Annotated in this window: 14 protein-coding genes; 4 read left to right on the forward strand and 10 right to left on the reverse strand. The window is 70.4% G+C overall.

All coding sequences use genetic code 11. The features are described from left to right. From AB0M92_RS38155 to AB0M92_RS38200, 10 genes are all read right to left on the reverse strand, one after another. A partial coding sequence (locus AB0M92_RS38155) for an amino acid adenylation domain-containing protein (protein ID WP_366106980.1) occupies positions 1-4,648 on the reverse strand: 4,648 nt, incomplete at its 3' end. Positions 4,649-4,775: 127 nt separating this feature from the next. Then, entirely contained in the window at positions 4,776-5,825 is a 1,050-nt protein-coding gene (locus tag AB0M92_RS38160) for a methyltransferase (protein ID WP_366106981.1), read from the reverse strand. Positions 5,826-5,868: 43 nt separating this feature from the next. Beyond that, a complete protein-coding gene (locus AB0M92_RS38165) occupies positions 5,869-6,087 on the reverse strand; it encodes an MbtH family protein (protein WP_366106982.1) in 219 nt (72 codons plus the stop codon). Between the two features lie 64 nt (positions 6,088-6,151). Next, entirely contained in the window at positions 6,152-7,282 is a 1,131-nt protein-coding gene (locus AB0M92_RS38170; RefSeq protein ID WP_366106983.1) for a beta-ketoacyl synthase N-terminal-like domain-containing protein, read from the reverse strand. Next, positions 7,276-8,586, reverse strand: a complete 1,311-nt coding sequence (locus tag AB0M92_RS38175; RefSeq protein ID WP_366106984.1) for a beta-ketoacyl-[acyl-carrier-protein] synthase family protein — start codon at positions 8,584-8,586, stop codon at positions 7,276-7,278. The genes AB0M92_RS38170 and AB0M92_RS38175 overlap by 7 nt, the downstream gene beginning before the upstream one ends. After that, positions 8,587-8,832 carry an acyl carrier protein gene (locus AB0M92_RS38180; RefSeq protein ID WP_366106985.1) on the reverse strand — a complete coding sequence of 82 codons (246 nt, stop codon included), beginning with the start codon at positions 8,830-8,832 and terminating at the stop codon, positions 8,587-8,589. It lies immediately after the preceding gene. 96 nt (positions 8,833-8,928) lie between these two features. Continuing rightward, positions 8,929-9,726: a phosphosulfolactate synthase gene (locus AB0M92_RS38185; protein ID WP_366106986.1), complete on the reverse strand. Its 798-nt coding sequence runs from the start codon at positions 9,724-9,726 to the stop codon at positions 8,929-8,931. Between the two features lie 27 nt (positions 9,727-9,753). Beyond that, entirely contained in the window at positions 9,754-10,764 is a 1,011-nt protein-coding gene (locus tag AB0M92_RS38190) for a 2,3-diaminopropionate biosynthesis protein SbnB (RefSeq protein WP_366106987.1), read from the reverse strand. A gap of 74 nt (positions 10,765-10,838) precedes the next feature. Then, the gene (locus AB0M92_RS38195) at positions 10,839-11,624 is read right to left on the reverse strand and encodes an alpha/beta fold hydrolase (RefSeq protein ID WP_366106988.1); all 786 of its coding nucleotides are present in this window, start codon (positions 11,622-11,624) and stop codon (positions 10,839-10,841) included. Between the two features lie 335 nt (positions 11,625-11,959). Beyond that, on the reverse strand, positions 11,960-13,252 hold the full coding sequence (locus AB0M92_RS38200; RefSeq protein ID WP_366106989.1) for a glycosyltransferase: 1,293 nt from the start codon (positions 13,250-13,252) through the stop codon (positions 11,960-11,962). A 572-nt stretch (positions 13,253-13,824) separates the two neighbouring features. On the opposite strand from AB0M92_RS38200, the gene AB0M92_RS38205 reads away from it, so the two are divergent. The 4 genes from AB0M92_RS38205 to AB0M92_RS38220 are packed head-to-tail and all read left to right on the forward strand — an operon-like array spanning position 13,825 to position 18,609. Further along, positions 13,825-14,706: a kinase gene (locus tag AB0M92_RS38205; protein WP_366106990.1), complete on the forward strand. Its 882-nt coding sequence runs from the start codon at positions 13,825-13,827 to the stop codon at positions 14,704-14,706. A gap of 8 nt (positions 14,707-14,714) precedes the next feature. Then, positions 14,715-15,782: a pyridoxal-phosphate dependent enzyme gene (locus AB0M92_RS38210; RefSeq protein ID WP_366106991.1), complete on the forward strand. Its 1,068-nt coding sequence runs from the start codon at positions 14,715-14,717 to the stop codon at positions 15,780-15,782. Further along, positions 15,779-17,035, forward strand: a complete 1,257-nt coding sequence (locus tag AB0M92_RS38215; protein ID WP_366106992.1) for an ATP-grasp domain-containing protein — start codon at positions 15,779-15,781, stop codon at positions 17,033-17,035. Before AB0M92_RS38210 ends, AB0M92_RS38215 begins: the two co-directional genes overlap by 4 nt. Next, positions 17,032-18,609, forward strand: a complete 1,578-nt coding sequence (locus tag AB0M92_RS38220) for an argininosuccinate lyase (protein WP_366106994.1) — start codon at positions 17,032-17,034, stop codon at positions 18,607-18,609. Before AB0M92_RS38215 ends, AB0M92_RS38220 begins: the two co-directional genes overlap by 4 nt. Positions 18,610-19,079: the final 470 nt, after the last annotated feature.

A 19,079-nucleotide genomic window follows, 5' to 3' on the forward strand; every position in this document is an offset into this window, starting at 1 on the left:
CCTCGAACAACTCCGGCAACACCACATCCGGAACCTCACGAACCGTGTCGTTCCACTCGACCAACATCCGCCGACGCTCCTCGACACCGAGGACGTCGATCTCCCGGACCAACTGATCCGGTTCCGCAACGACGGCGTTCAGCACACGCAGCATGCGATCTGCAAGGCCCCGGACCGTGGTCTCCGTGAACAGATCCGTCCGGTAGTCCAGCTGTCCCTCAAGGCCTGCGGGCTTCCCGTCGTCACCGTGGGTCTCCCCCAGGCTGAACGACAAGTCGAACTTCGCTACAGCCCCTTGGACGGGTTCCAGGTCAGCCCGTACGCCCGGGAAGTCGAGCTCGGCTCGGACGTTGTTCTGGAAGGCCAGCATGACTTGGAAGAGCGGGTGGCGTGCCATCGAGCGGGCGGGGTTGAGGATCTCCACCAGCCGCTCGAACGGCACGTCCTCATGCGTGAACGCAGCCAGGTCAGCCTCCCGGACCCGCTCCACGACCTCCCTGAACGTCGGATCGCCCGACAGGTCCGTCCGCAGGACCAGCGTGTTCACGAAGAACCCGACCATGTCGTCGAGCGCGTCATCGGTACGGCCCGCGATCGGCGTGCCGATCGGAATGTCCTCGCCCGCCCCCGTCCTCGACAGCAGAACGGCCAGCGCGGCCTGCACCGTCATGAACACGCTCGCCCCGCACGAACGGGACAGCTCCACCAGACCCGCGTGCACCTCCGCCGGAACACGGAATGCGACCGCGGCGCCCTCATGCGAAGCAACAGCAGGACGCGGGAAGTCGACCGGCAGCTCCAACTGCTCCGGGAGACCGGCCAGAGCCCGCTCCCAATAGGCCACCTGGGCCGCGATCACGCTGTCCGGGTCGGCCTCGTCACCGAGGACCTCCCGCTGCCACAGCGTGTAATCCGCGTACTGCACCGCAAGAGGCTGCCACTCCGGCGCCTGCCCCTGACAACGGCCCGCATACGCCTGCGACAGATCCCTCGCCAGCGGCGCCATCGACCAGCCGTCCGCCGCGATGTGATGGACCACCATCACCAGAACCCACTCACCCGGAGCATCCGCGACCTCCAGCAGCCGCACCCGCCACGGCAGATCCCGCTCCAGATCGAAGCCGGCCGAAGCCGCCTCGATCACCGCGCCGGCGACACGATCGGGGGCAACCGGCTCCACGCGGAACTCGGGGACGCCCGCGGCCGCGTCCAGTACGAGCTGGCACGGGCGGCCGTCGGCGTCCTGCGGGAACACCGTCCGCAGACTCTCGTGCCGACCGGCAACATCCGCCAACGCGGCCCGCAGCGCCGCCACATCCAGCGCGCCCGTCAAACGCAGCACCAGCGGGATGTTGTACGTCGCCGACACACCCTCCAGCTGGCCCAGGAACCACAGACGACGCTGCGCGAACGACACCGGAAGCACCTCCGGCCGCACCCGCCGCCCCAACGCCTCACGAACCCGAACACCCTCATCGAGCCGACCCACCAGCCCGGCCACGGACGGAGCCTCGAACAGCGACCTGATGCTCACCTCCACCCCGAGCGCGGTCCGGATGCGGCTCACCAGGCGCGTCGCCAGCAGCGAATGCCCACCCAGCTCGAAGAAGCCGTCGTCGATCGACACCGACTCCACGCCCAGGACCTCGGCGAACAGACCGCACAGGACGGTTTCCTGGGGCGATCGCGGTTCGCGGCCCGCTCCCACCGCCGCGTACTCCGGAGTGGGCAGAGCACGCCGGTCCAGCTTGCCGTTCAGGGTCAGCGGGAGGGCCTCCAACGCGACGAGCGCCGACGGAACCATGTAGTCCGGGAGCCGTTCGGCGACGTACGCACGCAGTGCCGCCGTGTTCACGTCGGAGGGGAAGGTGCCTGCGGGGGGTACCACGTAGGCCGTGAGCCGCTTGTCGCCGGGGGTGTCCTCCCGGAGGATCACCGCAGCCTGGCCGACCTGCGCGTGCCCGGCCAAGACGGCTTCGATCTCGCCGGGCTCGATGCGGAAGCCGCGCACCTTGACCTGGTCGTCGACGCGGCCCATGAAGTCCATGGTGCCGTCGGCCAGCCAGCGCACCACGTCCCCGGTGCGGTACATCCTGCCGCCCGGCGCGCCGAAGGGGTTGGCGACGAAACGGCCTGCGGTCAGTTCGGCGCGGTTGAGGTAGCCGCGTGCCAGGCCGTCGCCGGCGATGTACAGCTCGCCGCTGACTCCCGGGGCGACGGGACGCAGCGCCTCGTCCAGTACGTACAGCTGGGTGTTCCAGAGCGGCCGGCCGATGGGGACGGAGTTGTCCGGTACCCGGCCGGGTTCGCGCAGCGGGTTGACCGCGGAGAAGACGGTGGTTTCGGTGGGGCCGTACTCGTTGGCGACGACCGTGCCGGGGCAGGCTTCGAGGACGCGGCGGACGGCGGTGGGTGAGACGACGTCGCCGCCCGCCCAGATCTCGCGGACGCCCTTGAAGCAGGCGGGGTGCTCTTCCGCGAGGACGCGGAAGAGGCCGGCGCTGACGAACAGACCGGTCACGTTCTGCTCGGTGATCACTTTGGCGAGGTCGGCGGCGTCCATCAGGCCTGCCGGGGCGACGACGACGGTGCCGCCGGTCAGGAGCGGTGTCCAGATTTCGAAGGTGGACGCGTCGAAGGCGTACGGGGAGTGCATGAGTACGCGTTCGTGCCGGCCGGAGGTCCAGTACGAGTCGGCCGCCAGGTGGACGACGTTGCGGTGCGTGTTGGCGACGCCCTTGGGCTTTCCGGTGGAGCCGGAGGTGTACATGACGTACACGAGCTGCTCGGAGTGGACAGTCGTCCCCGCGGTCGGTTCCGCGGTCGGTTCCGCGGTCGCTTCCGCGATCGGTTCCCTCCCCTCCTCCGTCGTCTCCTCCGTGTCGGCCTCACCCAGGGAGGAGACCCGGATGACCGGGACGTCCACGGTGAAGCCGATGTCGTGCCGGTCCCGATCGGTCAGCAGCGCCATGGCCGCGGTGTCCTGAAGGATGAATTCGGACCTGCCGGCCGGCTGGTTCGGGTCGATGGGTACGTACACGCCGCCCGCCTTGAGGACGGCGAGGGACGAGACGACGACGCCGATGGAGCGTTCCTGGAGGACGGCGACCCTGGACTCGGTGGTGACGCCGGCGCGTCGTAGCCGGCGGGCCAGGCGGTCGGCTCCGGCGTCGAGTTCGGCATAGGTGAGGATGGTTGCGCCGTCGGTGACGGCGTGGGCGTCGGGAGTGCGTGCCGCCCGGGTTTCGAAGAGTTCGTGGACGGCGATGTCCCGGGGGTAGTCGACGTCCGTGTCGTTCCAGGTGTGCAGGATCCGTTCGCGCTCGTCCGGTGCGACCATGTCGGCTTGGCGCAGGGGGGCGTGCGGATCCGCGACCAGCTGCTCCAGCAGGTTCAGGTACCGGGTCTGGTGGGAGGAGACTTCCCGGCGGTCGTAGAGCTCGGAGTTGCCGTCGAAGTCGATGGTGGGACCGCGGCCGTCGTCGGGGTCGCGGACGACGATGGAGAGGTCGGGTACGGGTCCGCTCGACATGTTGTGGGGGGTGCCGTGGAGGTCGCCCAGGGATATGCCGTCGTTGAACGAGATGATGTTGGCGACGACGTTCCAGATGCGCTGGGCCCGGTTGCCTCCGCGGATCTCGCGGATCAGGTCTTCCGAGCGGAAGCGCTGGTGGCGCAGTGCCTGGTTGACCTCGGCGGTGGCCCGGCCGAGGAAGTCGCCGAAGGACTCCTCGCCAGAGACCGCCAGGCGCAGCGGCAGCACGTCGGAAAGTGTGGTGACGGTGTGCCTCGCGTGCACCGATTTGCGGCCGGTGACGGGGAGGCCGACCAGGATGTCCTGTTCGCCGGTCATGCGGCTGAGGTAGACGAAGACGGCCGCGATGAAGACGACGGCGCGTGTCGTCCTGTGCTGGTGGGCGAGGTCGCCGAGCGTGTCGCTCGCGGTCTTGTCCAGTTCCGTGGTCACCCGGGTGACGCGTCCGTTGACGCCGGGCTCCCGGGACGCGAGGGTCGTCGGGTGCGGGCGGTCGGCGAATTTGTCCAGCCAGTAGGCGCGGTCGGCGGTGAACTTCGGCGAGGCGAGGTAGGCGCGGTCCTCCGCGCGGAGCGGGCCGAGCCCCCGCGGGGCGACCGCTTCCGGCGCGTTGGTGTCCGGAGACCGGAGCGACATGTAGATGTCGCCCAGGCGCTGCTGGAACAGGAAGCCGCCGTAGCCGTCCATGAGGAGGTGGTGGAACCTCGCGTACCAGAAGTAGCGCCGGTCCGAGATCCGGAAGAGGGCGAACGACCAGAGCCGGTCGGTGAGGACGTCCACGGGCCGGTGGAGGTCGGCGTGCATCCACTCGCGCGCCGCGGCCTCCGGGTCGGGCCGGTCGGAGACGTCGATGTGGCCGACGTCCGGGACGAGTGAGGGGTCGAGGGTCTGCCGCACCCCTTCGGGTCCTTCGCTGAACCGCTGGTGCAGCGCTTCGGACTCGCGGAACGCCTGCCGGCAGGCCTCTTGGAACAGGGCGACCTCGATGTCGCCGCGGAAGTCGACGTACTCGGCGATGTTGTAGGCGTGGCCCGAGGGGTCCAGCTGGTGGCCGAACCAGATTCCCGTCTGAGCAGTGGACAGTTCCGTGTGCTCGCTCTGCTCCTCGGACACCCTCATCACCTCACGCTTGAAGCCAACAACTGGTACGGGCAGCACGACGGCGCACCGGTGGGCCGGTGTGCGGGTGTGCCGGGGCGGGCGCCGTCGGGCCCGTGTCTCGCTCTCGGCGGAGCGCCGATCAGCAGGCGTCTCGTCTCGCTTCGAGGACGCTGAAGAACGATTCCGGGAGCCGGGTCACGTTCGAGAGGTGCATGCCCGCCCGCCGGAGCAGGGACCGGTACTGGTCCAGGGTGCGCTCGCGGCCGCCGAGGACGACCATCATTCCCAGGTCGCTCCACAGGGCAGGGTGGGCTTCGCCCGATTCGGGAAGGAGCATTTCGCAGATGAGCAGGCGGCCGTCCGCGGGGAGTGCCTCTCGGCTGCGGCGCAGGATGGTGACGGCCTCGTCGTCTTCCCAGTCGTGGAGGACGCTGCACATCAGGTGGGTGTCGGCCCCGGCGGGGATCTCCTGGAAGAAGTCGCCCGATGCGGTGCGGCAGCGGTCTCGCAGGGGAGTGAGTTCGCCGGATTCCTCGGCGCGTTCGACGACGCTGCGCCGGTCGAAGAGGACTCCGCTGACGTGCGGGTTGGCGGTCAGGATGGAGGCGAGTACGGCGCCCTTGCCACCGCCGATGTCGAGGAGGCAGCGGGTGTCGTTCCATACGGGGAGGGTGGTGAGGCCCGAGTAGAGACGGCCCGCCCGCTCCCGCATGCGTTCGTCGAAGGTGGCGCCGACCTGGCCGTCGCTGTCCTTGTGGGTGAAGAATCCGGCGCCGAACTCGCTGTCGAAGGCCGGCCGGCCGGTGGCGATCGTGTCGACGGCACCGAGCCAGGCGCGGTAGGAGTCGACGTTGGTGAGGGTCGCCCTCATCGAGACGGGCGAGTCGGTCTGGAGCAGTTGGCCCAGCCGGGTGAGGGAGAAGCGACCTTCACCGTGGTCGGTGAAGAACCCGCAGCTGGCAAGGGTCCGCAGGAGCCGTTCCAGGGCCCCGGACGACAGGCCGAGGGCCCCGGCCAGCTCTTCCACTTTCCGTTCGGCGTCGGTGAACTCGTCCGCGACGCCCAGGTGCGCGGCGACGGACAGCGCGTACGGCAGTACGGCGACGATGCTGTCGTCCGCCATGCGCAGGAATTCGCGGACCACCGGGTCGGTCGCGGTCGCGATGACGTGCTCTCGGTCGGTACTCACCCGGCTGGGCCTTCCGTTCATTGCGTCAGATCGGTGGGCGTCTTCAGGAGCTCGTGTCGCCCATGGCGTCCACCAGGCTCTTCGGGCGCATGTCCACCCAGGTCTCGTTGATGTAGTCGAGGCAGGCCTGTCGGGTGTCCTTGTCGTGGGCGACGGTCCACCCTGCGGGCACCACGGCGAATGCGGGCCAGAGGGAGTGCTGTCCTTCGTCGTTGACCAGAACGGTGTAGACGCCCTCGGGGTCCTCGAACGGGTTGGCCATGGGTTCTTCCTTCCTTGCAGAACGGATTCCTCAGTGCCCGGTGCGGTTGTGTGCACCGGGTTGTTCAGCGGCCGGACGGCGGCAGGCGCAGGATCGCGCAGGCCACGGCTCCGTCGGGGTCGACGGCGCTCACCACCGCCAGGCGGTCGCCGTCGTGGCCGCGGTCGGCGGCGGCGTGCTGTGCGGTGCTCAGCAGCGCTGCGATCTGGAAGACGGACGTGGCGGCGGAGGTGTCTCCGATCAGCGATCCGATCGCGGGCCGGGAGACCGCCGCCGTGCCGAACGTGTCCTTGAGGAGCCGGGTTTCCTCCGGCTCCGGTGTCACGCCGCAGCTGCTCGGCATGGCGGCCCAGACGTCTGCGGCAGTCGCTCCGGCGGCGTCGAGCGCGGTGGACAGGCAGGAGCGCAGGGCGGCTGCGGGATCGCCGTCCACGTCGATGCACGAGGTGACCGCCAGGACCTCGGCCAGGACGGTGCGCCCGGCGCCGATGCGGTCGGGCTGCTCCAGCAGGAGGACGGCGGATCCCTCGCCCGGTGCCGCGTCCGCGTCACCGGCGGGCCGCCGGTGGTGCTCCAGCCAGGAGCGGGCCTGCGAGTACTCCTCGGTGGCGCCGATGACGACCCGGTCGGCGCGGTGCTGCGCGAGCAGTCGTCGGCCGTGTTCGAGGGCCATGAGGCCCGATACCCGTCCGGCCGCGAGGGTGCTGTTCGGGCCGCGGAGGCCGTGGAAGATGGCGCTGGCCGAAGTGGCCCTGTTCATGGCCATGTTCGGGATGGCCACGGGCGGTACGTCCTGGGGGCGCCGGCCTTCGAAGGAGGCACGCGTGACATCTGCGTATCCCTGTGCGCTGCCGGCTGTCGTACCCAGCACGATCCCGGTGGTGAGACCGTTGTCGTCGACGATGTCGGGCGCGTGCCGCAGCAGCTCGCGCACCGCGGTGATGGCCAGGCCGGTGGCGCGGTCGAGACCCCTCGTCCCGGCCTTCCCCAGTACCTCCCGGACCTCGAAATCCGGTACGAGGTGGGCCAGTGGGTCGGCGACGACCCCCCATGCGTCGGTGTCGGGGCGCCGTGCGGTGGTGCGGCCGGCCGACAGTCCCCGTTCGAAGGGCTCGCGTCCCACCCCGAACGGCGACACGGCCGACCAGGCGGTGATCACGGGACGTTTCGGCCGGCCGGGCCCGGTGCTCAGCACGGCTGCTCCTCTTGCGGCTTCCGATCCTGTAGGGGGTCGTGCCCGGCCGGTCGGCTCGGCCGGCCGTCGGGGCTGCCGAGGACGAGGACGGCGTTGTTGCCGCCGAAGGCCAGGGCGGTGTTCTGGACGATCCGCACCTCTGCTTCGACGGACCGGTTGGGTGTGCAGTCGACGGGGCATTCCGGGTCGGTCTGCCGGTGGTTGGCCGTGGGGGGCACGAAGCCGTGGTGGATGGCGAGGGCACCTGCCACTGCGCCGAGGGCGCTGGCGGCGCCCATGGTGTGGCCGATCATGGACTTGACGGCGGTGGCGCGGGGCGGGCGCGCGCCGAAAACGTCGTGCATGGCCTGCACTTCGGTGATGTCGTTCGTCTTGGTGCCCGTGCCGTGCGCGCAGACGAGGTCGACGTCTTCGGGGGTGATTCCGGCGTCGTCCAGGGCCAGTCGCATGCACCGGCCCACGCTCTCCCGTTCGGGGGCGACCGGGTGGTAGGCGTCGCAGTTCAGTCCGTAGCCCATGACTTCCGCGTACACGCGGGTGCCCCGGGCGCGCGCCGTGTCGGCGTCCTCCAGCAGGAGCATGCCGGCTCCCTCGCCGAGCAGGAGGCCGTCGCGTTCGGTGTCGAAGGGGCGGCACTCGTCTTCGGCGACGAGGCCGAGCCGGGTGAAACCGGCGAGCGTCTTGCGGCACAGCACGTCCGCTCCGCCCACGAGGGCGTAGTCGGCCTCGCCGGACCGTACGGCGTCGAGTCCGGCGCCGATGGCGTAGTTCCCCGCGGCGCAGGCGGTGGCGATCGAGATGGCTTCGACGTTGCGCAGGCCGAGCTCGCGGGCGAGGTGCACCGACAGCTGTGATGCGGGAACGCGGCGGGCCAAGGTGGCCGGCATGTCTTCGAGGCCTCCGGGGAGGACGGCCTCGACGATGCCGTCCAGGTCCGGTACGCCCCCGTCCGTGGTGCCGACGGCGATGAATCCGCGTCGTCGCTTGTGCAACTCCGTTGCGTCCAGTCCGGCGTCCGTCAGGGCCATGCGGGTTGCCGCGATGGCGAATGCCGCCGCGGGTCCCACTTCCTCCAGGGGGAGGTTGTGAACCCAGTCCCCGGGTTTGAAGTCCGCCACCTGGTGTCCGCGCCGGTGCGGGAACTCCCGGGTGTCGAAGCGGGTGATGTCGTCGGTGCCCGCGCGTCCGGCCCGCAGCGCGTCGGTGAACGGGCCGACGCCGTTGCCGATGCTCGAAAGAACGCCCATGCCGGTGATGACCACTCGCCGGCGCCGGCCGTCCGTTCCGTCCCCCGTGCTTGTCATCTACCTTGCCTTGGCCGTTTGCAGGATCTCCAGCACCGTCTCCAGGTCGACCATCCGCTTCAGGTCTTCCCGCGCGATTTCGATGTCGAGCGCCACCTCGATTTGGCTTTGGATTTCCACGGCGTTCATGGAATCCGCACCGTACTCCTCCCGGAACCGTCCGGTGGGGGTCAGCTCTTCGTCCTCCAGTTCGAGCACTTCACAGATTATTTCGCGTACTTTTGCCTCGCGCTCGGCAGGAAACACCGTCGCCCCTTTCCCTCAGTCCATGATGATACAGAGAATTGATCTTCGTTCGGGCCGGTCCTCACGGTCCGGCGATGCATTCCGGTGTCGCCTGTATCACTTGGCGTGGAACGAGCGCTCGTACGCATCGCTGTGCAGACCGTAGCGGTATGTTTCCACTCTGAGGAGCTCTTCCAGACGAACATTTCCCAGCGCAACGTCGGCGCCGAAATGGTCGAGCAGTGCGAATTGGCTCGGTTTGGTGGGCGCCTCGAATATGAGGCGGTCCAGTCCGAATTCATCGGCGAGCGTGTCGGCGAGTCCGCGGCTCAGCCTTCCCCGGGAGTCGAAGAGCCCCACGTCCGCCGCGTTCTCACGGCCTTCGACGACGAGGTGGGTGGCGCCTTCGTTCAGCCACTGGGCGCCCTCCGCGACGAGTCGCTTCGTCGTCTCCTCGTCGAACGCCCCGTCGTGCTTCCCGCCTATCTCGTAGGTGACCGTGAGGCCGCGGGCGGTCGCGGCCTCCAGTACGCGTCCGGGATGGGGATCGGACCGGGTGAATCCCTGACCCGCCTCGATCCCCGTGACGTTGAGCCACCGGCACAGGTCGAGGTACTCCTCCAGTCGGCCGAGGTCGGCGGCTATCTCGAACATGCCTCCGCCGACCGTCACCGCCAGTCCGTGGTCCCGGGCGGCCCGGATCTTCTGCTGCAGGCTGCTGTCCTCGATGAGCAGCCACGTCGCCATGGAGAGTTTGAGCCCCGCCATCAGGGAGTGGCTCTGGGCGATGTGGGAGACCACGGTCGCGACGTCGTAGCCGGGGTCGAAGGGGTAGGTCCGGGGCGGCCGGCGGACGACGCCGAGTGATTCGAGGAAAGCCCGTTGCGGGGGTTCCGCACCGTTCGCTTCGGACACGATTGCACTTTCTTTCACTGAAAGGGGCTACCTTTCCAGTCGGGTGCCCACGCCGTTCTCGACGGCTCGTCCGTAGACGGCGGCCGAGCAGGCGATGTCTGCGACGGCCTGTCCGATGGGGTTGAAGAAGATGGTCTCCTCGGGCGTCTCGCGGCCCGGGCGTGCGCCGGTTACCAGCTGCGAGAGGTCCGCATGGCAGCGCTCGGGGCCGAAGGTGCCCTGCTGCGCCATGGTGTGGAGGAGTTTCCCGGGCCGCATGACCTGCTCGTAGCAGTCGACGACGACCTTGTCGCTGGCGAGGACGACGTCCGGCATGGGGTCGGCGAGCGAGACGTTCAGGAACAGGGAGCCGCGCGGCACCCAGTCGGCGGGGATCCACGGCCCGGGGGCGGTGGTGACCACGAGGATGACGTCCGCGCCGCGCAGGCATCCGGCGGCGTCGTCGTGGACGGTGACGTTCAGCCCGTACTCCTCCCGGGCCCAGCGCGCGAAGGACTCCGCTCGCCCGAGGGAGACGTCGTGCACGTCCACCATCTCGGGCTTGTCCCACGTTTCGCACAGGAGGGACAAGTGCGTTCTGGCGAGGAGACCCGTTCCCAGGATGGCGAGGCGCCTGCCTTCGGGTGCCAGGTGGCGGCAGGCCACGGCGGAGACCGCGGCGGTCCGCCATGCGCTCACGACGGAGCCGTCCATGATCGCGACGGGGTAGGCGCTGTCCGCGTCGTTGAGGACGATCACCGCGGAGGCCCTCGGTAAGCCCCGGACTTCCTGGTTGTCGTGGGCGCTGCCGATCCATTTGATGCCGGAGAGGCGGACCTCGCCGCCGACGTAGGCGGGCATGGCGATGATGCGGTCGGTCGGGTGCGGGCGTTCGGGCCGTCGCAGGTAGGGCTTCAGCGGCTGCACCACGTCGCCGGCGGCCTGGGCGCGCAGCGCGGCCTCCACCGCCGCGACGAAAAGGGAGCGATCGCGGCCGACGGCGCGTTCCACGTCGGCGGCCGACAGGTAGAGCAGCCCATCACTTGCGATGGGGTCCAACGCGTTCAAGATTCCCCCTGTGTCCCGGTCGCCGGCGGCCCGGTTGCCCGGCTGCCGGCCTGCTGACCGGTGCGTTAGTACATCGCGCCGTCGCCTGCCATCCGGTTGATGGCGCGGTTCACCTGGCGTGTGAATTCCTGTTCATGTTCCAGCAGGTAGAAATGACCGCCCGGGAACGTGTGACTGGCGAAGGGCCCCGTCGTGACGTCCTGCCACTCGGCCACCCTATTCCAGGGCACTCCCGCGTCGTCAACACCTGCAAAGGCAGTTATGGGTGTGGAGATCCTGCGAAGAGGTTGCGGCGAGTATTCCCGTATGAGACGGAAATCCGCGCGCACTGCGGGCAGCACGAGCTCGCGGAGGCCGGGCTGGAGCATCGGATCACTGTACGCGCCCCCGGTCCTGCGCAGTTCGGCGATCAGCTCCTCGTCGGTCTCTCCGGGCCATTCGCGTTCCGGAGGCAGGTGGGGCGGAATCTGGGCGGACACCATGAGTCCGGCCGGGCGGCGGCCGAAGGACATTTCAAGAAGTCGTGCCACTTCGAAGGCGACCCAGGCGCCCATGCTGTGCCCGAACAGGACAAGGGGGGAATCGTCTTCGAGGTGCGGTTGCAGGGCCTGGACCACCTGGGGCGCCAGGTCGTCCATCGTGGAAGCGCACGGCTCGGATATCCGGTCCTGACGGCCCGGGTACTGGACGGACAGCAGATCGGTTCCGTCGGGAAGCCACGAGGCCCAGGAGTGGTGGAAGGAGGCGGTTCCGCCGGCATGGGGCAGGCAGAGGAGGCGTATCCGAGCGTCACGACATCGCCGGTGGTGCCGGATCCATGCCGCTCCGGAGGCGGGGCGGTCAGAGGGCATACCTGCCTCCGCACCCGTCCGGCGGGCTCATGTGGCCGGGAACGCCTGCCGTACCTCCGAAAGAATCCGCACCTAATGCCGCGAACCGCGGCACGCCGACACCCACACAGCGACGAACCATGCCATTCACCCCCGTGTGAGTCAGCACATGTGATGTTGCAGCTGTGAACAGGCCAAGATCATAGTGGAGTTGGGGTCCCAGGGCAATGAAAATCGGCCCGTGAACGCCCGGTCACGCGACGTGGTGGGCACGTGACCGAGAGGCCCGCCGGCCGGCGTTCGCGCGGGCGCGCCCAGGCCGCCGGCCAACGGGTCCCAGGGCGTTGCGGGGCCGGTCAGGCCCCCCTCCCGGCGGCCGCCTTCCACACGTGCTCCAGCACGCGCACGGCGTCTTCGAGGGGGGTTTCCGGCCTCAGCTTCTCGGCGAGGCTCCGGGCGTTGCGTGCGATGCCGGGGTCGGTCGTCGCCGCGACGATGCCCGAGCGGAGCGCCTCGGCCGTCAGCTCCCGGAACTTCACGGGCGGCACCGACACGCCAAGGCCGTGGACGTGGTCCGCCCACATCTGCTGTTCGTTGTGGAACGGGCAGGCCATCTGCGGGATGCCCGCCACCAGGGCGGCGTTGTAGGTTCCGGTGCCCCCGGCGTGCACGGCGGCGCGGACCCGGGGGAAGAGCCAGTCGTAGGGGACGTCCCGTACCACCATGACGTTCTCGGGCGGGTCGACCACCCGGATTCCGCCCCAGCCCTCCACGACGACCGCCCGCTGTCCCGCGGCGCTCACCGCCTCGACGACCAGTCGGCCGGTAGCCTCGGGGTCGCCGCCGAACATGCTGCCGAAGCCCACCGAGATGGGCTTCGGGCCCTGCTCCAGGAAGCGCAGCAGCTCGGCTGGCGGTTGCCGGTCCCTTCGGTGCGGCAGCGTCCAGAAGCCGGTGGTGTGCACCCACTCGGGCCAGTCGGCGGCGGGCTTCAGCACGTGCGGGCTGAAGCCGTGGAGCACGGGTGTCGGATTGCCGTGGACGCCGGTCCGGAAATCCGTGTAGCCGTCCCGGGGTGCCAGCCCGAGGACGTCCGTTCGCCACTGTTCCACCCAGTCCGACAGCGGTGGTTCGAGCGGCCTGTTGACGCGGGCGTGGTCCTCCAGGTTCGTCGCCGTCGGCCGGAGGCCGGGTCCCGGCGAGTACTCCCGGGAGACGACGTGGTGGGGGTAGAGGGAGGCGAGGACGTGCGGGATGCCGAGACGCTCGGCTATCTGGTGCGTCACCTGCCGGGAGGACGGCGAATAGACGATGAGGTCGGCCCCGGCGGAGGCCGCTTCCCACATCTCCCGCATCATCAGCGGGAAGACCCGCGGGAAGAGGGCGATCGTGGACTCCCGCAGTCGGCGCTGCACCTGCGGGTCGTCGTTGTGCAGGTACAGCCCGCGGACCTCGGGGCTCGACTGGAGCCGGACCAGTTCGTCGTTGAGCGGGGCGAACGGAACGCCGAATTCCGCGGCGAAGTCCCCGTAGAGACGCGGTCCGACGAGCGTGGCGGTGTGTCCCTCCCGGTTGAGCGCGTACGCCAGGGCCAGGTAGGGCTGTACGTCACCACGGCTTCCGTCCGTCACGTAGACCAGGACCTTCAATTCCGTTCCTTCCTCGGGACCGGACCGGGAGCCGCGTTCGACACGGAGCACTGCCGGCGGGAATCGACGCGGCCCGCAGCCGGCGGACGTGCGTGATGGGGGGAGGGGCGGGGGCGCCGCGCATCCGTGCGCCGCAGCCGTGCCCCGCTCGGGGACCGATCCGGCCGCACCCGGGCGGGATCGCGTCGATCATACAGACAGCACGTCTGCGGACCACGTGTCGACCTTCAACTGTGGCCGCTTCCGGGCCCTTTGACGCGATCCGGGCGAGCTCCAACACGCCCGGGCCCCGGAGGTGCCTGCGGGCGGTTCCCGCTCCGGTTGTGTCCGTGATCACTTGCAAAATACCTCGGCCGCAGGTCAAATCAAGGGGTTACGGTGCGATCGGCCACGGGGGCATCCGAGGATGCAGGGCCACTCCCGCCGCAGGCATCGCCGTGTTCCGGCACTCGTTCCCCCTGTGTGCTCCGCCTGCTGCGTGCCCCTGTCCGGAGCGGCTCCGAGCATGGATGTGACGAGGCGTCGAAGCAGCAGAGGAAGCCGGGGAACAGGTGGATCAGAGCAGAGGGCGGATGGGTGAGGCGTCGGCCCCGATACACCACGGCGAGGTGCTCCAGGGGCTGTTCCGCGACCGGGGCACGGCGCGGCGCGGCCTCGTCACCCTCCCCTGCCCCATGTACTGCGTGCGTGCACGCTTCGCGTCGGGCGGCGGGGCACAGGTCACCGTCTCCCCCGGCTGGCGCACCAAGGCGCGCACCGCCGCGACGCTGACCCTGGCCGCCCACGGCCTGCCCGCGGGCGGACACCTGGAGATATCCAGCGACGTGCCGCTCGGGCGCGGGTTCGGCTCGTCCACGAGTGACGTCCTCGCGGCGATCGGGGCCGTCCAGGACCGGTACGCGCTGCCCCTGACCCCGCAGGAGAAGGCACGACTCGCGGTGCGCGCCGAGATCGCGTCCGACTCTCTGATGTTCGACTCGACGGCCGTGCTCTTCGCCCAGCGGGAGGGCGAGGTCATCGAGGACTTCGGACACCCCCTCCCGGCGGTGTTCGTCCTCGGCTTCGGGTCCAGGCCGGCCCAGGGGGGCCGCGGGGTCGAAACCCTGTCCCTGCCGCCCGCCCGCTACACGGATGACGACGTCCTGGAGTTCGCGGAGCTGCGCGCCATGCTGCGCGAGGCCGTCCTCGCCAAGGACGTGGCCCTGCTCGGCCGCGTGGCCACCGCCAGTACCCGGCTCAATCAGCGCCACCTCCCGGTGCCCCGGCTGGACCACATCCTCAAGATCGCCGAGGAAGCGCGGGCGGTGGGCCTCCAGATCTCGCACAGCGGGGATGTCGCCGGACTGCTCTTCGACCGCGACGACCCCGCGCTCACCGTGCGCGCCACACGCGCCGAGGGGTTACTGCGCGACATCGGCATCGTCGAGTCATGGAAGTTCACGACGAACGGATGAATGACTACATGACAATCCATCAGTCAGCCGTCTACCCCTCGGTGATCGAGGCGGTCGAACTACCCAAGATCATCCATATCGGTGGCAACCTCTACGCCGCCGCGTTCACCCTGATGAAACTCCTGCCCGCCCGCCACATCATCGACCGGGCCATGGCCGCCGGAGACCTCGCACCGGGCACGCCGGTCATCGAGACGTCCTCCGGCACCTTCGCCCTCGGACTCGCCCTGGTCTGCCGGCAGCGGGGGTTCCCGCTCACCATCGTCGGCGACCACTCCATCGACGACGACCTGCGCAACCGCCTGGAAATGCTCGGAGCCGAAGTCGAACTCGTGGAGGACCGCGGGCAGCCCGGCGGCATCCAGGGAGCCCGGCTGGCCCGGGTGGAGGAACTCTGCCGGGCCAGGCCGGAGAGCTTCGTTCCGCAGCAGTACACCAACCCCGAGAACCCGGCCGCCTACGCCGCGGTGGGCCGGCTCGTCTCCCGCACCCTGGGAGCCGTCGACTCCCTCGTCGGGCCCGTCGGCTCAGGGGGGTCCACGTGCGGCATCGCCTCGACCCTGCGCGCGGACACTCCGGCGCTGCGCCTGATCGGCGTCGACACGCACGGCTCCGTGATCTTCAAGGCACCGGAGGGCCCTCGGCTGCTGCGAGGCCTGGGCAGCAGCATCGTCCCGGGCAACGTCGTGCACAGCGCGTACGACGAGGTCCACTGGGTAGGACCCGGCGAGGTCTTCCACGCCACCCGCGAACTCTACCGGCGCCACGGCCTGTTCATGGGCCCGACCAGCGGCGCCGCCTTCCTCGTGGCGTCGTGGTGGGCGGAGCGCAATCCCGCCTCCACGGTCCTGGCGGTCCTCCCCGACGAGGGGTACCGCTACCAGTCGACCGTCTACAACGACGCCTGGCTCCACAGTCAGAACGCCCTGCCCGCCCGGCCCGCCGGCGGCCCCCGCCTCGTGGAGAGGCCGGGAGAGGGCGACGGGAGCTGGTCCCGGTTGCTGTGGAACCGCCGCACGTACGAGGAGGTCGCGGGCGCGTCCACCGACCTCCAGACCCAAGGGAGCCCCGCGTGACACAGCCCGTGCTGCTACTCGTCGAAAGCAACACGACGGGAACGGGACGCCAGTTCGCCCGCCACGCCGGAGCACTGGGCTTCCGGCCCGTCCTGTTCTGCACGGACCCCGGGCGCTACCCGTACGTGGCCGAGGACGCCGTGCGCACACTCGTCGTCGACACCGCCGATGACGCCGCCGTACTCGCCGCCGCCCGGAGCCTGCGCGAACAGGCTCCGATAGCCGGCGTCACGTCCAGCTCCGAGTACTACATAGCCACGGCCGCAGCCACCGCACGCGCCCTCGGCCTGTGCGGCCCGAGCGCCGGCGCCGTACGGGAATGCCGCGACAAGGCACTGCAGCGACGGCGGCTGTACGAGGCGGACGTGGCCGTGCCCCGCCACGAACGGGTGAGCAGCGCCGACGAGGCGCGGGCCGCCGCGCACCGCATCGGGTACCCCGTCGTGCTCAAGCCCGTCCAGGGTTCCGGCAGCCTCGGCGTGCGGCTGTGCGCGGACGCCGAGGAGGTGTCGGCCCATGCTGCGGCGCTGACGTCCGCCGCCGTGAACGAGCGCGGCGTGGCCGTACCCCGGGACGTCCTCGTCGAGGAGTACCTGCGCGGCGCCGAGTTCTCCGTGGAAGTCTTCGGGCACACGCCCGTGGCCGTCGTCGCCAAGCACTTGGGCCCGCTGCCCGACTTCGTCGAGCTGGGCCACGACGTTCCGGCCCCGCTACCGGCCGACGCTGCGGCACTGCTCCGGGACCAGGCCGTGCGCGCGGTGAAGGCGCTGGGACTCGGCTGGGGAGCGGCCCACGTCGAGCTGCGCATGGACGGCGACGACGTCCGCGTCGTCGAGGTCAATCCGCGGCTGGCCGGCGGCATGATCCCCGAACTGGTCCGCCACGCCCTCGCCATCGATCTGGTGGCCTGGCAGATCGGGGCCGCCGTCGGCGCTCCCGCGACCGAGACCCCGCCGGCCGCGGCCAGGACGGCCGCGATCCGCTTCCTCACCAGCGACCGCCCGGGCTTCATCGCCGACCGCATCCGCACCGATCGGGCCCTGGAGGCGGCGCGTTCGGTACCCGACGCGCAGAGCGCCGTGCTCTACCGCGCTCCCGGCGATCCGGTCGAGCCCGCCCTCGACTTCCGGGGCCGGCTCGGACACGTCATCGCCTCCGGGGCCGACGCGGCCCTCGCCGGGGCAGCCGCCGACGAAGCACTGCGCGAACTGGCCGGCGCGCTGCGCCCGGCACCCCTGGGGGCACGGGGATGAGTTCCGAAAGCACCACGGACGCAGCAGCCGCGCAGGCGCGGACCGGCGTGGACACCGGAAGGCTGAGCACCGGGCTGAACGACGAGGCCCACGCGATCGTCTACGACCAGTACCTCGACCGCGACGACGCGGCCGACGGGCTCGGCGAGGAGCTCCGCCTCATCAGTGAGGTCGACCGCGCCCACCTGGTGATGCTCACCGAGCGCGGGATCGTCGAGCCCGCCCGTGCGGCCGCCCTCCTGCAGGCCATCGCCGAGCTGCGCCGCTGCGACTTCGCCGCGGTACGGGCCAGGCCCATGCCCCGTGGGGTCTACCTCGCCTACGAAGGCCTGCTGACCGAGCGTCTGGGCGAGGGCGTCGGCGGTGTGATGCATACCGGCCGATCCCGGAACGACCTCAACGCGACGACGGCCCGGCTGCGCGGACGTGGGCACTTCCTGCGCCTGGTGGACGCGACCGAGACGTTCGCGGAGACCCTTCTGAACAAGGCCGAGGAGCACAGCGGCGTCGTCATGCCCGCGTACACGCACGGGCAGCCCGCGGTCCCCATCACCTACGGGCACTACCTGGCCGGCGTGGGCTGTTCCGTGCTCCGCGCGCTCGAAGACCTGCTCCATGCCGGGCGGGAGCTCGACGTCAACCCGCTCGGCGCCGGAGCCGTGGGCGGCACGTCCGTGTCCATCGATCCGGAGCGCACGAGCGTCCTGCTCGGGTTCGCGGGACCGGCCCGCAACTCGGTCGATGCCGTTGCCTCCCGGGACTTCGCGCTCAGGCTGCTGGCCGCGGCCTCGGGGCTGGGCGTCACCGTCGCGCGGGTCGCCCGGGACTTCTCGGCCTGGACCTCCGAAGAGGCCGGCTTGCTGCGCCTCGCGGACGACCTGGTGGGTTCCAGCTCGATGATGCCGCAGAAACGCAACCCGTTCCTCTTGGAGCACGTCCAGGGCCGGGCGACCGCGAGCCTCGGAGCGTTCACGGCGGCCGCTTCCTCCATGGCCACCGCCTCCTACACCAACGCCATCGCCGTGGGTACGGAGGCACTGCGGCATACGTGGCCCGGGCTGGGAAACGCGACGGACGCCGTGACCCTGCTCCGGCTCGTTGTCCACGGCGGCGAGCCGGATGCGCAACGCATGCTGCGGCGCGCCGTCGAGGGCTTCACTCCCGCCACCTACCTGGCCGAGCGACTGGTCTTCGCGGGGATGCCGTTCCGCAGTGCGCACCATCTGGTGGGCAAGACGGTGGTGCTCGCGCTGGACACGTCCCGGTCCTTCGCCGAGGCCGCCCGTGACGTTCCCGAGATCGCTCGGCTGGCGGCGCAGCACGGCGCGCCGGAATCGACCGGCGGGGTGGACGACTGGCTGCAACCGGCGGCCGTCGCGCGGGCCTGCGCATACGGCGGCGGACCCGGCGGTGACTCGACGGCCCGCGCAGTGGCCGGACTCCGCGCCGATCTGGAGAAGGTGCGGGCCGACTCCAAGGAGCGCCGGACACGGTGGGCCGCGGGCAGGGCCGCGCTCGACGCAGCGGTCGAGACACTGGTGCCAACGCTCCCGGGCACGCCCACCCAGCCATGAGGTCCACGGTCGGCTCCCCCCCTGCTCACACCGCGGGCGGGGATGCCGACCGGGGACCGGCCCGGCACTCCGCCCTTGCCGCGAAGCGGCACACACAAGGACCAACTGGCTGAAAGGCGGCCTCCCGTGCAGTGAAGGCGTCGGCCGGCCGCAGATCGGCCTCGTGCCCTCGGGTACGCGGCGTCGCGTCCCACGGCTCGCGTACACGCACAACGGCACGGTGCGCTTCCCGAAGCCGGCGGCTTGGGTGAAATGGCACGCGTGGAAGCCGGGCGGTGCGGCTGACCGGTCGAAGCGGATCACCACGTTGTTCCCGCCCCACGGCGGGAACAACGATCCGACGAGGCGACAGTCACATGATCGCCGGGCGGCTTCTAGTAGTCGATGGTGATGGCGGCGATGCAGTTGCCGGAGCTGTTGATGATGACGGCGGCGCCGGCGTTGCGGGATGTGGGGTGGGTCAGGGCCGC

Source organism: Streptomyces sp. NPDC051582 (assembly GCF_040681715.1).
Lineage (GTDB): Bacteria > Actinomycetota > Actinomycetes > Streptomycetales > Streptomycetaceae > Streptomyces.